The organism is Dethiosulfovibrio peptidovorans, from assembly GCA_002748665.1.
Lineage (GTDB): Bacteria > Synergistota > Synergistia > Synergistales > Dethiosulfovibrionaceae > Dethiosulfovibrio > Dethiosulfovibrio peptidovorans_A.
On sequence record PDTB01000015.1, the window covers coordinates 74,984 to 95,270 of the forward strand.

The 20,287-nt window shown below is 54.5% G+C and carries 20 protein-coding genes; 10 read left to right on the top strand and 10 right to left on the bottom strand.

Annotated elements, in window-relative coordinates; translation table 11 throughout:
- Positions 1-12: 12 nt before the first annotated feature.
- Together CSA35_01730 and CSA35_01735 are read right to left on the bottom strand one after the other, a co-directional pair.
- Complete coding sequence (locus tag CSA35_01730) at positions 13-360, bottom strand: branched-chain amino acid transporter (GenBank protein ID PIE55182.1); 348 nt, start codon at positions 358-360, stop codon at positions 13-15.
- The gene (locus CSA35_01735; protein PIE55183.1) at positions 321-1,034 is read right to left on the bottom strand and encodes a branched-chain amino acid ABC transporter permease; all 714 of its coding nucleotides are present in this window, start codon (positions 1,032-1,034) and stop codon (positions 321-323) included. Before CSA35_01735 ends, CSA35_01730 begins: the two co-directional genes overlap by 40 nt.
- Positions 1,035-1,351: 317 nt before the next feature.
- Here CSA35_01735 and CSA35_01740 point away from each other — a divergent pair, with 317 nt between their 5' ends.
- Positions 1,352-1,957 (top strand): hypothetical protein, encoded by a 606-nt coding sequence (locus CSA35_01740; protein ID PIE55184.1) that lies wholly within the window; start codon positions 1,352-1,354, stop codon positions 1,955-1,957.
- Between the two features lie 68 nt (positions 1,958-2,025).
- On the opposite strand, the gene CSA35_01745 is transcribed toward CSA35_01740, so the two are convergent.
- The gene (locus CSA35_01745) at positions 2,026-3,558 is read right to left on the bottom strand and encodes a DNA-binding protein (protein PIE55185.1); all 1,533 of its coding nucleotides are present in this window, start codon (positions 3,556-3,558) and stop codon (positions 2,026-2,028) included.
- A gap of 1 nt (position 3,559) precedes the next feature.
- The gene (locus CSA35_01750) at positions 3,560-4,792 is read right to left on the bottom strand and encodes a hypothetical protein (protein ID PIE55186.1); all 1,233 of its coding nucleotides are present in this window, start codon (positions 4,790-4,792) and stop codon (positions 3,560-3,562) included.
- 348 nt (positions 4,793-5,140) lie between these two features.
- On the opposite strand from CSA35_01750, the gene CSA35_01755 reads away from it, so the two are divergent.
- The 5 genes from CSA35_01755 to CSA35_01775 all read left to right on the top strand — a co-directional run bounded on the left by CSA35_01755 (position 5,141) and on the right by CSA35_01775 (position 10,031).
- The gene (locus CSA35_01755) at positions 5,141-6,151 is read left to right on the top strand and encodes a hypothetical protein (protein ID PIE55187.1); all 1,011 of its coding nucleotides are present in this window, start codon (positions 5,141-5,143) and stop codon (positions 6,149-6,151) included.
- A gap of 73 nt (positions 6,152-6,224) precedes the next feature.
- Positions 6,225-6,719 (top strand): hypothetical protein, encoded by a 495-nt coding sequence (locus tag CSA35_01760; GenBank protein ID PIE55188.1) that lies wholly within the window; start codon positions 6,225-6,227, stop codon positions 6,717-6,719.
- On the top strand, positions 6,716-8,014 hold the full coding sequence (locus CSA35_01765; protein PIE55336.1) for a C4-dicarboxylate ABC transporter: 1,299 nt from the start codon (positions 6,716-6,718) through the stop codon (positions 8,012-8,014). Before CSA35_01760 ends, CSA35_01765 begins: the two co-directional genes overlap by 4 nt.
- A 41-nt stretch (positions 8,015-8,055) precedes the next feature.
- The gene (locus tag CSA35_01770; GenBank protein PIE55337.1) at positions 8,056-9,033 is read left to right on the top strand and encodes a uroporphyrinogen decarboxylase; all 978 of its coding nucleotides are present in this window, start codon (positions 8,056-8,058) and stop codon (positions 9,031-9,033) included.
- A 68-nt stretch (positions 9,034-9,101) separates the two neighbouring features.
- Complete coding sequence (locus tag CSA35_01775; protein ID PIE55189.1) at positions 9,102-10,031, top strand: hypothetical protein; 930 nt, start codon at positions 9,102-9,104, stop codon at positions 10,029-10,031.
- A gap of 27 nt (positions 10,032-10,058) precedes the next feature.
- Here CSA35_01775 and CSA35_01780 read toward each other — a convergent pair whose 3' ends face one another.
- From CSA35_01780 to CSA35_01805, 6 genes are all read right to left on the bottom strand, one after another.
- Entirely contained in the window at positions 10,059-10,703 is a 645-nt protein-coding gene (locus CSA35_01780) for a hypothetical protein (protein ID PIE55190.1), read from the bottom strand.
- A 70-nt stretch (positions 10,704-10,773) separates the two neighbouring features.
- Positions 10,774-11,886, bottom strand: coding sequence for an NAD/NADP octopine/nopaline dehydrogenase (locus tag CSA35_01785; protein PIE55191.1), 1,113 nt, complete (start codon positions 11,884-11,886; stop codon positions 10,774-10,776).
- Positions 11,883-13,340 carry a C4-dicarboxylate ABC transporter permease gene (locus CSA35_01790; protein ID PIE55338.1) on the bottom strand — a complete coding sequence of 486 codons (1,458 nt, stop codon included), beginning with the start codon at positions 13,338-13,340 and terminating at the stop codon, positions 11,883-11,885. Before CSA35_01790 ends, CSA35_01785 begins: the two co-directional genes overlap by 4 nt.
- 57 nt (positions 13,341-13,397) lie before the next feature.
- Entirely contained in the window at positions 13,398-13,844 is a 447-nt protein-coding gene (locus CSA35_01795) for a tripartite tricarboxylate transporter TctB (GenBank protein PIE55192.1), read from the bottom strand.
- 58 nt (positions 13,845-13,902) lie between these two features.
- Entirely contained in the window at positions 13,903-14,811 is a 909-nt protein-coding gene (locus CSA35_01800) for a recombinase RecA (GenBank protein PIE55339.1), read from the bottom strand.
- A 133-nt stretch (positions 14,812-14,944) separates the two neighbouring features.
- Positions 14,945-16,231, bottom strand: coding sequence for a hypothetical protein (locus CSA35_01805; protein PIE55193.1), 1,287 nt, complete (start codon positions 16,229-16,231; stop codon positions 14,945-14,947).
- Positions 16,232-16,464: 233 nt separating this feature from the next.
- On the opposite strand from CSA35_01805, the gene CSA35_01810 reads away from it, so the two are divergent.
- Genes CSA35_01810 through CSA35_01825 form a run of 4 tightly spaced genes read left to right on the top strand, consistent with a single transcriptional unit; the run spans position 16,465 to position 20,249 of the window.
- Positions 16,465-17,388 carry a peptide ABC transporter permease gene (locus tag CSA35_01810; protein ID PIE55194.1) on the top strand — a complete coding sequence of 308 codons (924 nt, stop codon included), beginning with the start codon at positions 16,465-16,467 and terminating at the stop codon, positions 17,386-17,388.
- Positions 17,389-17,406: 18 nt separating this feature from the next.
- Positions 17,407-18,258, top strand: coding sequence for a glutathione ABC transporter permease GsiD (locus CSA35_01815; GenBank protein PIE55340.1), 852 nt, complete (start codon positions 17,407-17,409; stop codon positions 18,256-18,258).
- Between the two features lie 15 nt (positions 18,259-18,273).
- The gene (locus CSA35_01820) at positions 18,274-19,275 is read left to right on the top strand and encodes a dipeptide/oligopeptide/nickel ABC transporter ATP-binding protein (protein PIE55195.1); all 1,002 of its coding nucleotides are present in this window, start codon (positions 18,274-18,276) and stop codon (positions 19,273-19,275) included.
- Positions 19,272-20,249 carry a peptide ABC transporter ATP-binding protein gene (locus tag CSA35_01825; protein ID PIE55196.1) on the top strand — a complete coding sequence of 326 codons (978 nt, stop codon included), beginning with the start codon at positions 19,272-19,274 and terminating at the stop codon, positions 20,247-20,249. The genes CSA35_01820 and CSA35_01825 overlap by 4 nt, the downstream gene beginning before the upstream one ends.
- Positions 20,250-20,287 lie beyond the last annotated feature (38 nt).

Sequence of the window (20,287 nt, forward strand, 5' to 3'; positions counted from 1 at the left end):
AAAGGGGCCGACCTATACTCCGCCCTTCAGGACGGTAACCAGGGCCGAGGCGGCGATGGCGCCGAAGACAACCGCAGTGGGGTTCAAGCCCCGCCAGGCCAGAAAAACTGCCGCGGCGGCACCTGCAACGGAGCTCAGACGCTCCCCCGTAGCGATGAAGACATCCGGCACAATTAAGGCGCCTAAAACAGCGTAGGGGACGGAGCGAAAAAAATCGTCCCAGAAGGGGTGGAGCTTGCGGCCTCCCAAAAAGATCATGGGGATCACGCGAGGTATGGCGGTGACCAGAGCCATACCCAACGCCACGAGAATCGGCCGAGTCATGGAGCGCTCCCCGTGGTGTCCGATGCTCTTCGCCATGCACCTACCGATGCGGCGCCCACCGTCGCTGCGACGATGCCCCAGCCTGTTCCCAGGGTACGCAGGGGAGAGAGACGGAAGAGCAGGTGGAGCCCCATAGCGGTTAAGGCCACGATCAGGGCGTGGCGATCAACCCTGATCCGGGGAACCAGGAGAGTGATAAACATGGCATACAGGGCTATACCCATGCTGTTTCGAATCACAGAGGGCATAGCCGACGCCACCAGAGCCCCCGCAGCCGTGCCTCCACACCAGGCCAGATAGGCTACGATGTTGAGACTCAGGCAGAAGCTCGGGGAGATGGGCCCCTCATCCCGCAAAGAAGCCACGGAAAAGGTCTCGTCGGTGATCCCCAACGCCACGAGAGCGGCGATCCCTTTGCCCGTCTCGGGTTCCATTCGCCGGGAGAGGGTCGATGTCATAAGGAAATTGCGGATGTTGAGCACCAGGGTGGTCAGGACGATCTCCCCGGTAGATGCCCCCAAAGCCATGAGATTCACCGCCACGAACTGACTGGCACCAGCGAAGACCAACAGAGACAGACACAGGGTCTCCATGGCTGTAAGACCTGCCGATGTTCCCACAAGTCCAAAGGTAACGCCAATAGGCAGGTATCCCACGGCGATAGGGACGCCTGCTCTTAATCCGGCTATGGCATTCTGATACCTGGTCATGGGATCCCCTCCGTCGATAAAAATTTAGAAAATTTTACCACAGATTGACATGGTTTTTGTTTTTTAGAAGGGGTATCGCTACGACTTCATTGACAAATAGCCAATCATCGTCAAAACGAGGATGGCGAACTCACCCAGAGCGACATTATGGCACCTCATGTCGACGAGCACCGAGTTCCTCAACTCCACTGGTGAAGCAATTGACAGAGGTGCTCTCAGCAGCTATTCTGATGAAACGCGCGTGGACACGACCTTTGGCCTTCGTCGCCATATGTCGCCTGGAGTGAATCTGGAAAAGAACACAAGGGAGAGACGCCATGGAATCGGTGGACATAACGGCCCTTTTAACCTACGTAATCGCCACAAACTACAGCCCGGGGCCCAACAACATCAGCGCCGCTGCCATGGGAGCCCGTTGGGGTCTGCGTCGGAGCTGGGGATATATCTTGGGTATCGTCGTTGGATTTTTCGTCATCATGTTCCTCTGTGGTTTTTTATCGTCAGTTCTGACGACGATCCTACCCGGGATCGTCCCCACGATGCGCTGGATCGGCGGAGCCTACATCCTGTGGCTGGCCTATTCTGTGGCCAAAAGTGCCCCCACCTCGCAATCCCTGGACGAGGGCATTGCCCTTCGCGGGTTTGTCAAAGGGCTTGCCCTCCAGTTCGTGAACCCCAAAGTCATCCTTTACGGACTTACCCTGTACGGGGCCTTTCTGGCCCCCATTCTGGGACAACCCGGACCGGTGCTCCTGTCCTCAGTCCTCCTCTCCCTCCTGGCCCTGACGTCCCTTATCCTGTGGACCGCCTTCGGTGCCGGAATCAACCGGTACTTTCAGAGCCACACCAGACAGAGGCTCCTGAACGGTGCCTTCGCCCTGCTCTTAATCTACACTGCCGCATCAGTTGTGGGCCTACTCTGATCCCACAAACGTCTCTTCACCATAAAATGACGGGCACCCCTCTGGGATGCCCGTCATTTTTAGATCTGTCATTGTACAAAGGTCACGATAGAGAAGTCATTCAAACAACCGTCGCAGAAGCGATCGACGCCTTTCACGTCCTTTCGAACCCCGTAGAGTTCCTCAGGAACTGCCAAAGCCACCACTGGATGAAGTTCATCCAGACGGAGCCAGATTTTCTGCAGAATTTTTTCCCGTTCGACAGGGTCTACCGTAGCGTTCGCCCTGTCGATCTCTTCGTCCACGACGGTGTCCTTCAGGAGCGTCCAGTTGGTGGACCCTATGCTTTCCGAATGAAACAGGGAGAGCCAGAACTGTCCGGCGTCGCGGTTCGTCTGCATACCCCAGGCGCTGATGATGAGATCCTGTTCGCTGCTCTTCATCTTCTCATCGAAAACACCGGACTCGAAGACCTTGATATTCACTTTAATCCCCACCTGAGCCAGCATGGACTGAAGGACCGTGGCCCCGTTCACTCGATCCTGGAAGTTACTGATCCACAGATCCAGCTCCATGCCGTCACCGTATCCCGCCTCCATAAGGAGGGCTTTAGCTTTTTTGGGATCGTAAGGGTAGACACAGGATTCGGCCGGTGTGAACGTGCTGAGGGGAACGACGGGTCCAGAAGGCTGTTCAGAATTGCCCTGATAGACCACTTGATTGAAGGCTTCCTTGTTGATGGCATAGTCGATGGCCAGACGAACCTTTGGGTTATCCAAAGGTTTTTTCTGGGTATTCATGCCAAGATATATCAGACGCAGGCCCTGGGCTTTTACCACCTGAACCTGGGACGACTCGTTCAGCCGATCGTAGTCGCTGGGAGGTACCGAGTAGACCAGATCAACCTTGTCGGTTTCCAGGGCGATGATCCGGCTGCTATCGTCAGGCAGGACAACCACCGTGAGGTTTTCGAAGGCAGGTTTTTTCCCGTGGTAACCTTCAAAGGTCTTGAGCTCAACCTTCTCGCCCTTCACCCATTTCTTGAAGGAGAAGGGGCCGGTCCCCACGGGATTCCTGAAGTATTCCGCTCCGCTTGTCTCCACAGCCTTTTTGCTGTAGATGCTGGCATAGGGGTGTTTCATGGACTCAAGCCATCCGCCCACGGGCCCCCTGGTCTTTACGATGAAGGTATAAGGATCGATGATCTCGAATCCATCGGGGTCCATGTACTTCGCTTTCGACCCAGCATAGACTGAATCCTTGGACATGGCCCGCTTCAACGAAAAGACCACGTCCTCAGCTGTTAGTTCCTCTCCGTTGTGGAACTTAACCCCTTTTTTCAGGTAGAATTTGTACGTCTGAGGGTCTAGAATTTCCCAGCGCTCGGCCAGGACGGGAACGAGCTTTTTCGTGTGACCATCGACTGTGACCAGGGGCTCGTTGATCTGTTTGATGACGGCGAAGGAAATAGTGTCAACAGCCTGTAAAGGATCCAGGGTCTTGGCATCGCCTCGGAGTCCCACCCGCAAATCCTTCTGCTCTCCGCTGAAAGCACAGGTCGCCGATACCCCAAGCACACACAACAACAACACGCTCTTCCATACGTTCGTACCTCTTCTCATCTTATTCTCCTCCTCTCAAGGCTTCCAACGCAGCTTTTGCCAGAACCTCAACGCCGATGGCGATCGCCCGATCATCGGCATAAAAATTGACGGAATGCGTGGGACAGTGAGGTCCATCGGGAGTCCTGCACCCCAGGCGGAAGAGGGTTCCTGGGGCCTTTTCCAAAAAGTAGGCGTAGTCCTCCCCTCCCATGGCTGGCGATGCCAGGTCGACGACCCTATCCACCGACGCGACATCCCGACAGGCCCGACGGACGTGGTCGACCCATCGTTTATCTACTTCAGTTGGGATGATCCCCGGCGTGATCTCCACCGTAACCGTCGCCTTGAGTCCCTGCCCAACGGCGGTTGAAAGCTCCTTAACTCTGCGATGGAAGAGATCCCTTGTAGTCTTGCGAAGATAGCGAATCGAACCCTCCAGGACGACAGGACCACCAATGTATGAGTTGGAGATTCCCCCCTCAATGCGCCCAAAGGTAACAAGGGCGCAATCAGTGGGAGCAAGTTCCCGAGACCCCAGACTCTGGAGAGACGTCACTATAGACGCCGCCGCCAAGATGGTATCGACACCGTAATGGGGGTAGCCACCGTGAGCCTGCTTGCCCTCCACCGTGATCGTCACGACATCCACACCGGCCGTCATAAAATCATCCCGAACGCCGATCTCGCCTAAGAACAGGTCAGGCAGGACGTGGAGAGCCAGGACTCCATCCACCAAGGGGTTCTCCATGACGCCAGCCTGGATGAACTCCTGGGCTCCCCCCAGTTCCTCCTCGGCATGCTGAAAAAAAAACTTTACACAGCCATCGAAAAGATCCCTATGCTCACCGAGAAGCCTCGCGACCCCCAAAAGGACAGCAGTGTGGACGTCGTGTCCACATCCATGGAATACGCCGTCCTTCTTTGAGGCGAAAGGAACTCCAGATTGCTCCCGTATGGGGAGAGCATCCATGTCGGCCCTGAGACCGACGCACCGCCTTTTTTCTGACGAAACGGGGCTCTCACCGTGGAGTTCGGCAAACACACCCGTTCCACTCCTGCCGATTCGGCGAATTCCACTGAGGCCAAAAAGACGGAGCTGAGATTCCACCAAGTCGGCAGTATCGAACTCGTTGAAACTCAGCTCAGGGTTCTCGTGAATCTGATGGCGCCATTGAATCACCTCTGACGCTATTTCCTGCACCTTGCTTTCCAGAGCCCCACCCATGTAGAAATCCCCCTCTCCGAACACCATAGGACTTGATGTACATGATTAGTTTGCTCAGTTAACATATCATTCTGAGGTTTTCTTGTCAATTCTCCTGTAGTATACGCCGATTTTTTTAATTTATAGGATTTTGCCCCGTGCGGAGTTTTGAGAGTTACAAGGATCTTTTGGAAGAAGACGAGCTTCCGTCTCTCCATCGGGCAATTCTATGATCTGTCTGGTGGGGAGTTGTATTGTCCGACCCTGCCCTTGTAACAGAGCCATCCCAGGAGTATCATGCCCCCATGACTAATGTCTGGCACGGTGAATCGTTCCATGGTATTATGGGAATGAGATCATATATGATCTTATATATTTTGTGAGGGGGTCTGTGTGATGAAAAAGTTTTTCGGCTCTGCCCTTCTGTTGTGCGTGATCGTTCTGGGAGTCTCATCGGGATTTGCCGGCGAGAAAGTGTACAAGCTCAAGATGGCGACGGTCGTCAGCCCTCCTCACCCATGGATCGTCGCAGCTGAGGAGATGGTGAAACAGGTAAAGGATGAGACAGACGGCAAAGTTCAGATCACCCTGCAACACAGTGCCGCCCTGGGAAGTGATCAGAGCACCATCGACGGCATGAGAATGGGCGTCGTGGACATGGTCGTAGGGGGCACCTCGCCTGCCTCGACCTTCGTCCCTGAGTTTGCCATCTTCAGCCTGCCTTTCCTGTTCGACGGATACGACTCCTTCAACAAAGCTATGGACAAGGAGAGCGCTGTCTTCGCCTTTTTTGCCGATGTCATCCGGGAGAGAGGTCTGGGGTTCACGCTCCTCTCCCTGTGCGGAGGCGGCGTCCGGGACGTCTCCAACAACCTGCGCCCCATCGTCAAACCTGACGACATGAAGGGGATAAAGATGCGAGTTCCCGCCAACCCGATCGTCTCCAAGATCTGGTCAGCCACCGGTGCCTTGCCCAGCCCCATGGCCTGGAGCGAGATCTACTCGGCTATGCAAACCGGTGTCGTAAACTGTTTCGACAGCTCCATCAGTGGTTATTACGGAAGCAAGTACTACGAGGTCGCACCGTTCCACTCTCTAACCCAGCATCAGTTCATGGTTTCCTACATCGCTATCAGCGACATCGCGTGGAAGAAGCTTCCTGAAAAATACCGGGAGATCCTGTCAAAAGCCGTGGAAAAAGCCGGTCAAAGGGTAACGGTTGTCGGCTCGGAGTTCGACAAGGCCAAACTGAGTGAGCTTCAGGAGAAAGGCTTGGTTAAGGTGAACGAGGTCGACGCCCAAGCGTGGGTCGATCTATATAAACCCCTTCAGGATGAGTTGGCAACCAACCTGAAAGGAACGAAGAACGGTCCAAAGGTACTGAAGCTCATTCGCAGCGTGCAATAGCCGCTGTATTGTATAAGGAGAGCCTGACAAGTGGGGGCAGGCTCTCCTTCACATTGTTTTGAGGGGGAACGACATGCGTTTTATCGAAAAGGTGAACGATTTCATAGAAATCATCGTAAAAAGGATGTGCGCCCTTTTCCTGATGATCTTTGCAGCCATGGTCCTGCTTCAGGTGATCGCCCGAAATTATCTCGCCATGGCCTTTACCTGGACCATAGAGCTCTCCCTGATGTTGTTCATGTGGGTGGTCTTTCTCGGTGCGGCAGTCGCCTTCAGACAGCGGCGACACTACATCATAGAGGTCTTCCCGGCCAAGTGGGAAAAGTTGAACGCTCTTCTGGATGTAATCGCTGACGGTGTGTGCTTTCTCCTCGTCTACGTTCTGGCCTTCGGAGGATGCCATTTTACTATCATGTCGTTCCAGAGATTGTGCAGCAGCGTTGATCTGAGTCAATCGTGGTTAGTGGGAGTCATGCCGATCTCCGCTGCCCTTATGACTCTCTTTGGCGTCGAAATCATCCTGGGAGACCTCCGGCGTCTCCTCTCAATCCGTCGAGAGGGCATATAACCATGGATGCTCTGGCCCTTCTCATGGGGAGTTTCTTCCTGATGATCGTCATCCGGGTCCCCATCGCCTTTGCCCTGACGGTCTCATCTATCGGTACCCTGGCATATCTCGACCTGCCCCTGTGCTCAGCTCTCAACCAGATGTACTCGGGGATCAACTCGTTTCCCTTGCTGGCCGTCCCTTTCTTCATGCTTCTCGGACGCCTCATGAACGACGGCGGGATCACCGATCGTCTTATGAAGGTATCGGACGCATGGGTAGGCCATATTCGCGGAGGTCTCGGCCACGTAAACGTCATGGTCAGCATGCTTTTTGCAGGTCTCTCTGGGTCAGCAGCCGCTGATACCGCCGGCATCGGCTCGATGATCATCCCAACCATGGTCCGGTCGGGATTCGACAAACCCTTTTCCGTTGCGATCACGGCAGCATCCTCGACATTGGGTGTGATCATTCCGCCAAGCATCATGATGGTGGTCTACGGAGCCTTAGGACAGGTATCCATCGGTGCCCTTTTCCTGGCCGGAGTCGTCCCCGGAGTGATGATCGGCCTTGCACAGATGGGCTACTGCTACTACAGAGCGGTCAGGTACGACTATCCTCGCTGCAAACGGGTTCCCATGCTTCAGCGCCTGAAGGTGACGTTTTTCGCCCTGCCACCTCTGTGTCTTCCCATGATCATCCTCGGAGGCATCACCATGGGCATTTTCACAGCCACCGAAGCAGCGGCCATCGCCGTGGGGGTCGGCCTGATTCTGGTGTTGGCTGTATACAGACACATCGGCTTTCGGGATCTGCCCGAGGTCTTTTCAGACGCCGCAGTCGGTTTTGCCCTGCCCATGTTTCTGGTCTCGGGCGCAAGTGTCATGGGGTGGATCATCGCCTATCTGGATACACCTCAGCTTATATCGGATTATATTTTGTCCATCACCCACTCGTACTATGGCATATACGCCATGATCGTGCTTTTTCTGCTGATCATGGGGACGTTTCTCAGCCCTCTGTCCACCGTGATCATCTTCATGCCCATCCTTCAGGGCTTGGGCAGCGCAGCCAATCTGGATCCGATCCATCTGGGGATTATCGTAAACCTGACTTTATCTCTCGGGATGATCACCCCACCGTATGGGATCTGTCTCCTGATAGGCGCTCAGCTCGGCAATATCTCCGCCCCTCGGGCTTTCGTAGCTCTGATACCCATGCTTCTTCTCGCCCTGGGCATCATCCTCCTGGGCATCGTTTTCCCCGATCTGTTTCTGTTCTTGCCGAAACTGATCATGCCGGAAGCCTTCGCATGATCGATCTTAATATATAAGGGAGTGGTTCTGTGTTAACTCATATGGAGCGCGTCCGAAGGGCCCTTGCCTTTCAGGAGACGGATCGAATCCCGTACAGCCTGTGGATGCACTACCCGAATCGGGATCGCCACCCTCGACGTCTCGCAGAGCTGGCTTGTGCCGACCAGAAAAAATATGACCTGGACTTCGTCAAGTTCATGCCCTACGGCATGTACTCCACCGTCGATTTCGGCATGGACCTCGACGTGTTCTCCGGGTTCGTGGATCCTCCGGTCGGCCACAAACCTCTCATCGAGACTGCGAAGGACTGGGACAAGATTCGTCCCGTCTCCGGGACTGAAGGGGAGTTTGCTATCGTTCTTGAGGCTCAAAGGATCTTTTTCGGTCTTACAGATCAAAGAATTCCCTTTCTCCAGACGGTCTTTAGTCCCCTCACAACAGCGCTCAAGATGTGCGGGGGACCCGCTCTCCTCAAGGGGCATCTGGACGAAAACCCCGAGAAGGTCTGTCGTGCCTTGGAGATCATCACCAAGACGACCAGGGACTTTGCTCAAGCTGCGGTATCCCTGGGGGCTGACGGGCTGTTCTTCGCCAGTCAGATGTCGAGCTATAGCCTGTTAACCGTTGCGGAACACGAACGATACGTCAAAACATACGATATGGAGATCCTGAACGCCGTGGCCGCCCATACCTGGTTCAACGTACTCCACCTTCACGGCTCCAACGTCATGATCAAGGAAGTTCAGGAATATCCCGTTCACGCTCTGAGCTGGCATGATCGGGACGACGGTCCCTCCATGGACGAGGTTCGATCCTTCAGCGAAAAGGCCTTCGTTGGCGGTCTCAGTTGGGGAGAAAACTGGCTTGGAAAAACCGACGCCGAGGTCGAGGCGGAGGTTCGGGAGGTTGCCGCTCGCCACGAGGGCAAGGGAATTCTACTGGGTCCGGGCTGTGTCATTTCTCCGTCGACTCCACCAGAGCGACTGGATTTGGTCCGACGGGTCGTCTGTTCCCTGTAAACAGGAAGAAGTATACGACAGGGGGACGCCCAAGCGTCCCCCTTTTTTAGTACACAGGTGGTGGTCACGTGCAGGGAATCCTTACGACGTTACCGATTGTTTTCATCATAACTCTGGGATGGGGACTTCGACATCTCGGAAAAATCGACGGACAAGAGGTATCGAAAGTCAACTCCGTGCTTTTTTGGTGCATCATGCCAACCATCCTCTTTCGGGGAGGGTTGGACATCGACGCCTCGGTCTTCTTTGACGGGAACTATCTTACAGCCCTGTACGGCTCATTTGTCGCCGTGATTGCTTTGGCATTGTGCACGGTACGAGTGCTACGGTTCCCACAAAAGCGCGGAGCGGTGTTCGTTCTGGGGGCTATCCGAAGCAACGTGGTGTTCATCGGAATTCCCCTGGTATCAGTTCTGTTAGGGGACTCGGGGCTTCGGGCCTTGTATGTCTATCTTTCCGTTGGGATGCTCGTGTACAACAGCCTGCCCATCGCGTGTGCTCAGATGGTGATGGAAGGGCACTTTTCCCTGCGAACCGTTAGGAATGCCCTGGGCAGGACGATTCGGACTCCCTTGATCATTGCCGGGGTTTTGGGGATCCTCCTCTCCCTCACCGGCTTGAAAGACTTTTTGCCCGGGTGGTTTCTTCAAGGCATTGATCTCATCGCCGACGCAGGAAGTGGGCTGGCCCTCATCGTCATCGGTGCTTCCCTTCAATTGAGAGGGCTTTTAAGATCCCTGCGAACCACCTGGTTGCTCATGGGCTACAAACTGATCCTGCTGCCAATCGTCCTTACCGGTGCTTTTTGGCTCTTCCCGCCACAGGATCCTCTCCTGGGGAAGGTATCTATCCTCATAGGAGGCCTATCTCCGGCGTTCAACACCTTTATCATGGCCGCAGGCATGGAGATGGACAGCGAGTACGCCGCCGACTACGTGGCGACCTCTACCGTCGTAGGAGTCGCGGCTGCAGCTTTGTGGATAGAGATTCTATTTTAAATTAATAGCAAGACACCCGCACACAAGCTACTCGTCGGCGATGAAATAACTGATTCGATCGCAGGCATTCGCAAGACTCTCGCGAAGAAGGGAGACAGCCCGATCCCGATCTCCAGCCATCCCAGCCAGAACGATCTCCTTGTGGGTACTATGATGATGCTCCCGATCCACCATCTGGTGGTAAATTCTGACGTATCGAACGATGGGGGCCCTCAGAGAGTCGATGATTTGATAGAGCTTGGGAAGCTCGGCCTGTTGATACATGTACGAGTGAAAATCCCAGTTGATGGCGCTGAGTTTCGTCGGATCCTCCTCATGAATGCCTTGCTCGGCCAGGCCCAAAGCGATCTCATATTTCTCTTTAGTCATCCTCCGGAGAGCCATGTCCAGGGCCAGGCATTCCAGCACCGATCGAATGAGAAAGATCTCCTTGACATCCTGCTTAGAGAGGTTCCGCACTACAGCACCCCGGTAGGGTGCATAGGAGATATACCCCTCTCCATCCAGCTGAATGAGAGCCTCCCGAACCGGCGTACCGCTCACATGATATGCCTTGGCGATCTCAGCGACCCGAATCTGTTGCCCCCCCTGAAGCTGACCGTTCAAAATTTTGTTTTTAAGAGCTGAGTAAATAAGTTCCTTGTTTGTCTGAGCAACTAAGGGGGCCCCCACGATTATATGCCTCCCAACTTGGTATGATTAGACGCTTCCTTTCACAGAGATGTATTGCGTACGTAGTATATCATTCCTCCCCGTGCCGGACATACCGAAGAAGATCGGGAAGAGAGAAGGAGAGGCCCATAGACGCCAAGGTCCTCGCCTGCCCTCGGAGATCGAGCCCCGTGGCATAGTCCATAACGGAGGTCATGCCCGTACAGACCGGGTGAGCAAGCCCGCACGTTTCCAGAAGCTCCTCCAGAGGACAGAGGCCATAGGGCACGTCCTCCACGATGTATCGATGTCCCGTCGTCCTCGGAAGTTTGCTGTTTTTATACAGGGGATTCGTGGTCATGATGTCGTACAGAGAGTCCCCGCTGGCACCCTGTTCAGCGTACCAGGCGCGGATCATCTCACCCACCGGCGTGAGAGAACCGACGACGTCGGGCAGTGATGCCAGCTCCATACGCTCGCCATCCAAGGCCTCCACCAAGGACGCTACCCCACGAGTGAAGGCCCCGTGATACGAGTGCATATCCAGACCTCGTTCCACGTTCGCCAGGTTGAGAAGAGTCAAGGGCGTGTGGAGAAAAACGTTGGGGTTGGATACTCCCGTGGCCAGGATATTATCGCGTACCGTCAAGGTTGGATAGAGCTCTCGGATAGGGCGAAGCGTCTCGTCAGTCATAGCGGAGGGAAAGACCGCCGCTCCGAGACCCCGTTTAAACCCTCGGATACGTACCCAGTCGTCGCCCCTCGTCGCGGTGTAAATCAGGCATTCCAACTCAGCCACGGCCTGTACCGCGTGATTACCCTTCTGTCGAATGGTCCGAAGGAACTCCACGGAACCATATGCGTTGCCGGGCATGAGACAGACTGTCTGATCCCTCCTCAGAAAGGGAGCACACAACGATGCCATAGCCTTTTGCCCGTAGGCAGGGACCACGACCAACACGACCTCACTGTCCTGAAGCCCTCGTTCTGGATCGGTAGTGACGAGCTCAAGAGACGCCGCCCCTGATGGACGGCCACTGGACTCCAGACTTTGCAGGTCGATACACTTCGTCCGGCTCACCGTCTCCACGCTGGAGCCCCAATCCCTGTGCTCTAAAATCGTGACTTGGTGCCCAGACAGAGAGAGGTCAGCAGCGACAGCAAATGCGCCGTTTCCACCTCCTACAATCGTGATAGCGGTCATGATGTACTCCTCCTTCCTCTACGGAGTGTCGGTCCAACTAGGGTCACTATGATGAGCCCCAGAAGAAAGATGGAAAGCGGACTCTGGCAAAAAAATGACCATTCCCCTCTCGAGAGCATCAGAGCTCGACGGAACTCCCCCTCTGCCATGGGACCAAGGATAACTCCGAGGATCATCGACGGGGTTGAAAAATCCCAGCGCTTCATCAAGTAGCCGACAACGCCGAAAAGGATCATGACTCCCATGTCGAAGGAGTTATTTCTGATAGCATAACTCCCCACCACACAGAGGACCATGATGACCGGCGCCAGGAGGTCAGTGGAGACCTTTGTAATACGGGCCACGTGCTTGGCCGCACAGATACCCACCACGAACATCATGACGTTGGCGATGAAAAGCCCACACAGAAGGGCGTAGGAGACGTCGGCATGTTTCGTAAAGAGCTGAAGCCCCGGCTTGAGGCCGTGAATGAGGAGCCCTCCCAGAAAGATCGCCGAGACGGTATTCCCCGGGATACCCAACGTAAGCAGGGGGACAAGAGAGCCGCCTGTCACGCCGTTATTGGCCGACTCGGATGCTATGACGCCCTCGATAGTGCCCTGACCAAAACGCTCTGGATGTTTTGAAGCTCTCTTCGCCTCGTTGTACGAGATCGCACAGGCGATGCTCATACCAGCAGCAGGGATAATTCCCACCAAGGTCCCGAGAAAAGACGAACGGATGAAGTTAAACCAATTGGCCTTGATATCGGCCAACCGAGGCAGAGCACTGTCCGAAAAAGTCGCGATATCCTGAACGATGGTCTTTCGTTTTTGAGCACCCAAGACCAGAACCTGGCACATTGAGAAGAGGCCAATGACCAAGGGAATGATCGGAATGCCCTCGAAGAGGGAGACGTTGTCAAAGGTATACCGGTAGACCCCTGAGATCGTATCCACCCCCACGGTCGCCAGAAGGAGCCCCACGACGCCAGAGATCATCCCTTTGATTAAGGACCCCTTTGAGAACCCCACGATGATAGAGAGACCGAAGAGAGCTAGGTAGAAAATCTCCACCGGGCCGAACAGGAGGACGATCCGCGACAGGGGCGGCGCCAGAAGCAACAGGGCCAGGGCACTGAAGAGACCTCCGATCAAGGAGGCAAAGGCACTCATCGCCAGGGCTCGGCCACCTTCCCCCTTTTTTGTCATCTCATACCCATCCAGCGTCGTGATCACCGCTGCTGGAGTTCCCGGCGTGTTGATCAGTATCGCCGATATCGAGCCCCCATACGTGGACCCACAATAGATGCTGATAAGAAAAATCATCCCTCCCGCCGGCGATAGAGAGTAGGTAAATGGGATAAAGAGGGCAATGCCCATGGTTGAGGTGAAACCTGGCAGGGCTCCAACCACGATCCCCGTAATCGTTCCAAGAAAACATAACAGCAAATTCGCAGGAGCGATGGCGGTCAATGCACCATGTGCGAGGACAGAAGCTATATCTATATCCACACCAAGTCCTCCTTTGGTTTACAAACTCATACCCGCTATGGTCAGGGTTGGCAGAGGCACCTTGAGCAAGAAACGGAAACCCAGATACACAGCAGTCACTATAACCCCTGAAACGAGGAAGGCCCTTCTCTTATGAGGATAACCCAAAATCAAGGCTGTTACCGGACAAAACACCATGGAGGCAATCAAGAATCCAAAAAACCACACCGAGGGCACGTAGAGCAACGCAGAGCAGAGCACGATGACAAATCGACGAGGCGAAGGACTATCTGAGCTCCTCCCTGCTCTGATCTTCTTCAGAACCGTGGCTCCGAGGAGAAAGGTGCTCAACACCAAAAGGATGTAGGCCAGGTACTGAGGATACCGCAAAGCGTCCTCGGTAAAATCTTTCGTGTCCAGAAGAAAATACGCCCCAAGGGCGTATAGAACAATAATGGGAAGGTACGCATCGAAAAAATTGGACATAGGTACATATCACCTCACAAGCAAGGGCGAAGCATAAGCTTCGCCCCTGGATCGTCCATTACCAAGGATTGCTCTTCCACTGCTTCGAGAGATCCTTATCGATATCCTGAAGGAATGTGGTGTACTTCTCGGCGTTCATGTAGTGAACGGGCATCTGAAGTTGTTCGGCCTTGGCTTTGAACTCCGGGTCAGCGAGGGCTTTCTCGATGGCCGATTCGATTGCTTTGAGAGCATCCTTGGGGAAACCCTTGGGTGCGGCCACGCCCCTGAGAGCGATCTGGAGAAAGTCATATCCCTGCTCTTTGTAGGTTGGCACATCGGGAACGGTGGTATCCCGCTCTGGAGAACCGATGCCAAGAAGCCGAAGGTTGCCGTCCTGAAGGTAGGTATACGTCTCCGAGACATTCATCGCCACGGCATCCACATGTCCTCCCATAAGGGCCACCATACCTGGGGCAGAGCCGTCAAAGGGAACCTTATTGAGGGTCACACTGTCCTGCTGTTCCAGTCGACTCAGGAGCATGGCCTCGGAGGTTCCAGGACCAGTGTACGCGATGGATACCGCATTGGTCTTCTTCTTTGCTGCAGTCATAAGGTCTTTGAGGGACTTGAACGGACTATCCGGCCTGACACCGATAACCCCCGGGTCCATGACAATATTGCCGATCAGGTCGAAATCTTCCAATGCATACTTACAGCCTTTGCGCTGGATGGGGATCATGAGAAAGGCAGGAGGATTAATGAAGCCTATGGTATATCCGTCCGGCTTTGCATTGGCGATGGCGGTCCATCCGATCTCGCCGGAAGCCCCAGGCTTGTTGATGATGGCAAAGCTCTGGCCGAAATACTTTTCGGCGAACTTGAAGACCGTCCGGGCAGCGATGTCGGTTCCCCCACCGGGCTGGAAAGCGACAATAACCTCAACAGGCTTCTCTGGATACTGAGCCCAGAGAGGAGCAGCGCTCATACACAAAACAGCGATGGCAGCGACAATGTACAGACTTCTTTTCACGATGAACCTCCTTTTGTCAAAAAGAACATCTCTCCCAACATCCCACGTCTTTTCCCTCGGATTCTACCCCTTCGACACCCCCCTCCTCTCAGTTGAGACGTTTAGACACGATATCGATGATAACGCCGTCGACGTCCTTCATTCCTTCGACGTTCAGAGCCACAGCGTTTTCCACTGTTTTAGAGATATCGGACGGATCGACAACACCCTGGGCCCCCTTCAGACTATCTCCCGCTAAAACCACCATCGCAGCACAATACGCCTCAGCAGCCCCAGTGGAGACCTTGAGAGCACAGGTTTCCTTGGCTCCGTCGCAGACCATTCCCACCAAGTTGCCAAGGATGATCTCCATCGCCTTCGTCGATTGCTCGACGGAACCGCCGAGAAGGTGCGTGATCCCAGCTGCAGCTCCAGCTCCAGCCGCCACGGCACAGCCACAGACCGGACTGAGCCGCCCCATTCGGCTCTTGACAAAACTCGTGCTGAGATGGCTGAAGGCTAAGGCCTCGGCGATCTCCTCCCGGGATTTCTTGTGAAACACGCCGGCCACATAGACCGGCAGGATCGCCGTGATACCGTGGTTGCCGCTGCCAGCACTGCTCATAACCGGAAGCGGAGCCCCATCCATCCTGGCATCCGAGGCTGCGGCAGAAAACGACCGAATCTGAGCCGCCAGATCCCGCTCAAACAGATCACCCGACATACGCCGAATATTCTTGCCGAAGTTCAGTCCGACATCGTTTTTCAGTCCGTAATCGGCGATGGCCATGTTCATGTCTACCCCTGCCATGAGGACATCCCTGTCTTCCTCATCCAACGTATCGACAAGCGCGACGAGAGAGTCATAATCCATGGATGAGACCTGAGCAGAGACTGACGGCGTCGATGCTGTCTGGGACTCAGATGTTTTTTGAAAGACGTTGGCCCCGTCTTTGTCGACAGAGACGATATTCGTGTGACTCCCTTGAATGACGCAACGAGCCTGATGATCCTCAGAAAAGACATCGGCCAAGACGTAGACACCATGCTTCGTCATGTCAGCCTCAAGGGAGACCGCTCCCCGCTCTACCATAGCCTGAGCATCTTGAATATCTCTATCCGAGACCTCCCGCAGCACCTCCAGACCATACTCCGATTTGCCGCAGCTGGCACCCAAGGCCGCCGCTATAACGTTTCCCCGAAGTCCTCCCGTTCCAGGTATACCTACGGCAACTCCGTTTTTGAAAATGCTGTCACTGACCACCACGTCGATGGAGTTCACCGGTTGAGCCAATTCCTCAGCTGCCCGGGCCACAGCCAATGCCACGGCACCGGGCTCGGTACAGCCAAGTGCTGGCTTTACTTCCTGCGCAAGAAATTCTTTAATGGTAAACATGGGCGCTCCCCCTCCGATACAGGTTGATATATGAGATTATATATCATTTTTTATGCACAACAAGGGTTTTTCCTCCTCATGAGGAGAGAAAGACAACAGCACTGTGCCTTGTAACCATGACAGTTGAGGTTGACAGCGTTTTTTTGCCGTGGTAAAGGTGTACAATAATTTCGGATGTTCGTTTTGGGGGCAACCTAAACTCCGTGAGGGGGAATATCAAGGGAGGGGTCGTATTGATTCGGTATATTGTAAAGAGAGTCGTCCTACTGATTCCGGTACTTCTCAGCGTCATGATCATTCTTTTCACAATTTTATATTTTACACCTGGTGATCCAGCCCGTATCGCACTGGGCCAGGAGGTCTCCCCAGAGGCCATCCAATCCTTTCGAGCAGAGCATGGCCTGGATCAACCCTACTTTGTTCAGCTGGGACGATACCTGTACGGTGCTGTGTTTCATGGCGATCTCGGGTATTCCTTCGTCATGAAGAGCTCGGTAAGTTCCGAGCTCGCTAACAGGATCCCCACAACCATGAAGCTGGCCTTCTGGGCCGTAGTTTTCAGCACACTGGTGGGAATCCCTATGGGGGTCATATGTGCCGTCAGGCAGTACTCCCTTCTGGACAGCGTAGTAACGTTGATTACCCTGCTGGGGATCTCTATGCCCACGTTCTGGACGGGGTTGTTATTCATCGTGGCATTCAGCGTCAAACTCGGCTGGCTGCCCTCAATGGGCTTCAGCTCAGTGAGCGAGATGATCCTCCCCATTCTGACCCTTTCAGGCTCGTCGGTCGCGATCATCGCCAGAATCACCCGATCGAGTATGCTTGAAGTCGTCAGATCCGATTACGTGCGAACCGCTCGGGCTAAGGGACAGAAGGAAAGCTCTGTCATATTCCGACATGCTCTTCCAAACGCGATGATCCCCATCATGACGATCATCAGCATGCAATTCGGGATGCTCCTCGGAGGTTCCATCATCACCGAAGCCATCTTCTCCATATCAGGGGTGGGCCGTCTGCTGCTGGAGGCTATCAACATGAGGGACTATCCTATCATTCAGGGGGCCGTCCTTTTCATCTCGGTGTCCTTCTGCCTCATCAACCTCGCGGTCGATATTCTGTACGCCTTCGTCGATCCGAGAATTCACGTGAGATAAAGGGGACTCAAAATGGCACTGCTTAAGAGTAATTCTCTATGGCGATACACCCTCATTCGGCTTCGACGAAACTATCTCGCCGTCTTCGGTGTTTTCGTCCTTCTTACCCTCATTCTTGTCTCCATCTTTGCCGAACAGGTAGCCCCTTACGGGTACGCCGAGCAGGACTACACCATGATCCGAAAGGGGCCATCGGCCCAACACATCCTGGGGACCGACGAGTTTGGTCGAGATGTCTTCAGTCGTCTCGTATACGGTTCCAGAGTCTCCCTGCAGGTCGGGTTGGTCGCTGTCTCCATCTCCCTCCTCGCAGGGGGAGCCATTGGAGCTGTGGCTGGATACTTCAGCGGACGGATGGATAACATTCTCATGCGCATTATGGACGTTCAGCTTGCCATACCGACGATCCTCCTGGCCATCGTCATCTCGTCAGTCCTTGGACCGGGACTCTTCAACCTCATGGTTGCAGTGGGTATTACGTCCATCCCGCGATTCGCTCGCCTCATGAGGGCTTCTGTCCTCTCCATAAAGGAGATGGAGTTCATTGAAGCCGCTCGAGCCATGGGAGCCAGCCATCTTCGTATTATCCTCCTCTACATCCTCCCCAACTGTATGGCCCCCCTGATCGTTCAATCTACTCTGAGCGTGGCCAACGCGATACTGTTTGCTGCGACCCTCAGTTTCCTGGGGCTTGGCGTTCAGCCTCCATTCCCCGAATGGGGGGGAATGCTCTCAGCAGCCAGACCCTACCTTCGGAGTAACGCCTACCTCAGCGTTTTCCCTGGATTGGCGATCATGATCACTATCCTAGCTCTGAATTTCCTGGGCGACGGTTTACGGGATGCCTTAGATCCCAAACAAAAACGGTAAGGCGGTGTAGATCCGATGGGAAAAACATCCAATAGACCGCTTTTGGATATTCGAGAGCTCTCCGTCCGGTTTGAGACTGACTCGGGTATCGTCCATGCGGTAAACGACCTCAACCTGACCCTGCAATCAGGAAAGGCCCTGGGTTTCGTTGGTGAAACCGGTGCTGGAAAGACAACGACGGCCCTCGCTGTACTTCAGCTTATACAGAGCCCCCCGGGAGTCATTGAAAAAGGGGAGATCTACTTCGAGGGACAGGACATACTGAGGATGAGCGAGCTGGAGCGACGACAAATGAGGGGGAGCCAGATATCCATGATCTTTCAGGACCCCATGACCTCCCTCAACCCCATTATGACCGTCGAGGATCAAATCATGGAGATGTTGTCCCTTCACGCCAGCGAGGGCGTCAAAGTGCGGCTGGAGCAAGCCCACGAGATGCTGAGCTTGGTTGGGATCCAACCAGATCGGGGTAAAGAATATCCCCATCAATTCTCCGGCGGAATGCGCCAGAGGGTTGGTATCGCCATCGCCCTGGCCTGCAAGCCTGCCTTGCTCATCGCCGACGAGCCGACTACAGCTCTGGATGTAACTATTCAAGCTCAGGTCATCGACCTTATAAAAAACCTTCAGAAGAAGGTCAACACGTCCCTTCTCCTGATCACCCATGATCTGGGAATCGTAGCGGAAATCTGCGATGATGTCGCCATCATGTATGCTGGACGATTGGTGGAGTACGGTCCAATTTGTACACTTTATGAAAACCCCCTTCACCCCTATACCCAAGGGCTTTTCGACGCCGTTCCGCGTTTGGACAGCACCCCGGGAGGCCGCCTGAGCGTTATTCCCGGCCGTATGCCGGACCCCACGGACCTTCCTACGGGATGTCGATTTTCACCTCGGTGTTTCTGGGCCAAGGAGATCTGCCACAATACTCCTTGTGGGATGAGGGAGTATGAGCCCAACCATTTTGTGGATTGCTACTTCCCTATTAACAGGAAAGAGGGGACTTCTCCATGAATCCTGCAGAAACTCGCACGATTGACCTTATTCAAATCAGAGCACTGAAGAAACACTTCCCCGTTGCAGGAGGTCTTTTGCACGCCGTGGATGATGTCTCCCTCGCCATCAAGAAAGGGAGTACTCTGGGCCTCGTAGGTGAATCAGGTTGTGGAAAATCGACCCTTGGACGAGTGGTCATTGGCTTGCTTAACGCCACCGCAGGGGAAGTCCTCTTCGACGGACAGAACGTCCTGAATATGTCCACTCAAGAACTGAAGGAATTTCGGCGTCATGCCCAGATCGTCTTCCAGGACCCCTTCTCCTCATTGAACCCCAGGATGTCGGTCTACCAGCTGATCGCCGAGCCCTTACTGATCAACAAGGTCTTTAACACAAACCAGAAGGTCGTGGTCAAAGTCCAGGAACTCATGGAGACCGTCGGCCTGGCCGAAAGGCTGATCACATCCTTTCCCCACGAGCTTGACGGCGGTCGTCGTCAGAGAATTGGCGTCGCACGAGCCCTTGCTCTTGACCCCGACTTTATCGTCCTGGACGAGCCTGTCTCCGCCTTGGACGTCTCCATCCAGGCCCAGATATTAAATCTCCTTGCCGATCTGAAGGAGCAGCGAGGGTACACCTATCTTTTCATCTCCCATAACCTGAGCGTGGTGCGCTACGTCTCTGACGAGGTGGCCGTCATGTACCTTGGTCAGGTGGTCGAAAAGGCCCCCAACGTGGAACTTTTCCAAAAGCCGATTCATCCCTATACCCAGGCTCTTCTCTCCGCCGTTCCAACTATTGAGGTCGGACGTGACAAGGGCCGCATCATCCTTGAGGGAGACGTCCCAAGCCCCATAAACCCTCCCGACGGTTGTCGCTTCGCTCCTCGCTGCCGCTATAGGCAGGAGAGCTGTACCGAGGCAACACCTACTTTGCAAGAGATTGACCAACGTCACTACGTGCGGTGTCATCGTTCCGGTGAACTGGTCTAGAAGGGGGGCGAGAGATGAGATAACCGCTGTTGGTAGAA

What these genes read in the sequence shown, in the direction of transcription:
- CSA35_01785 (PIE55191.1), bottom strand. Translation starts at nt 11,886, where the DNA reads ATGACCGCTATCACGATTGTAGGAGGTGGAAACGGCGCATTTGCTGTC.
- CSA35_01755 (PIE55187.1), top strand. Translation starts at nt 5,141, where the DNA reads ATGAAAAAGTTTTTCGGCTCTGCCCTTCTGTTGTGCGTGATCGTTCTG.
- CSA35_01770 (PIE55337.1), top strand. Translation starts at nt 8,056, where the DNA reads ATGGAGCGCGTCCGAAGGGCCCTTGCCTTTCAGGAGACGGATCGAATC.
- CSA35_01750 (PIE55186.1), bottom strand. Translation starts at nt 4,792, where the DNA reads ATGGTGTTCGGAGAGGGGGATTTCTACATGGGTGGGGCTCTGGAAAGC.
- CSA35_01730 (PIE55182.1), bottom strand. Translation starts at nt 360, where the DNA reads ATGGCGAAGAGCATCGGACACCACGGGGAGCGCTCCATGACTCGGCCG.
- CSA35_01740 (PIE55184.1), top strand. Translation starts at nt 1,352, where the DNA reads ATGGAATCGGTGGACATAACGGCCCTTTTAACCTACGTAATCGCCACA.
- CSA35_01745 (PIE55185.1), bottom strand. Translation starts at nt 3,558, where the DNA reads ATGAGAAGAGGTACGAACGTATGGAAGAGCGTGTTGTTGTTGTGTGTG.
- CSA35_01825 (PIE55196.1), top strand. Translation starts at nt 19,272, where the DNA reads ATGAATCCTGCAGAAACTCGCACGATTGACCTTATTCAAATCAGAGCA.
- CSA35_01795 (PIE55192.1), bottom strand. Translation starts at nt 13,844, where the DNA reads ATGTCCAATTTTTTCGATGCGTACCTTCCCATTATTGTTCTATACGCC.
- CSA35_01735 (PIE55183.1), bottom strand. Translation starts at nt 1,034, where the DNA reads ATGACCAGGTATCAGAATGCCATAGCCGGATTAAGAGCAGGCGTCCCT.
- CSA35_01760 (PIE55188.1), top strand. Translation starts at nt 6,225, where the DNA reads ATGCGTTTTATCGAAAAGGTGAACGATTTCATAGAAATCATCGTAAAA.
- CSA35_01800 (PIE55339.1), bottom strand. Translation starts at nt 14,811, where the DNA reads ATGAGCGCTGCTCCTCTCTGGGCTCAGTATCCAGAGAAGCCTGTTGAG.
- CSA35_01820 (PIE55195.1), top strand. Translation starts at nt 18,274, where the DNA reads ATGGGAAAAACATCCAATAGACCGCTTTTGGATATTCGAGAGCTCTCC.
- CSA35_01805 (PIE55193.1), bottom strand. Translation starts at nt 16,231, where the DNA reads ATGTTTACCATTAAAGAATTTCTTGCGCAGGAAGTAAAGCCAGCACTT.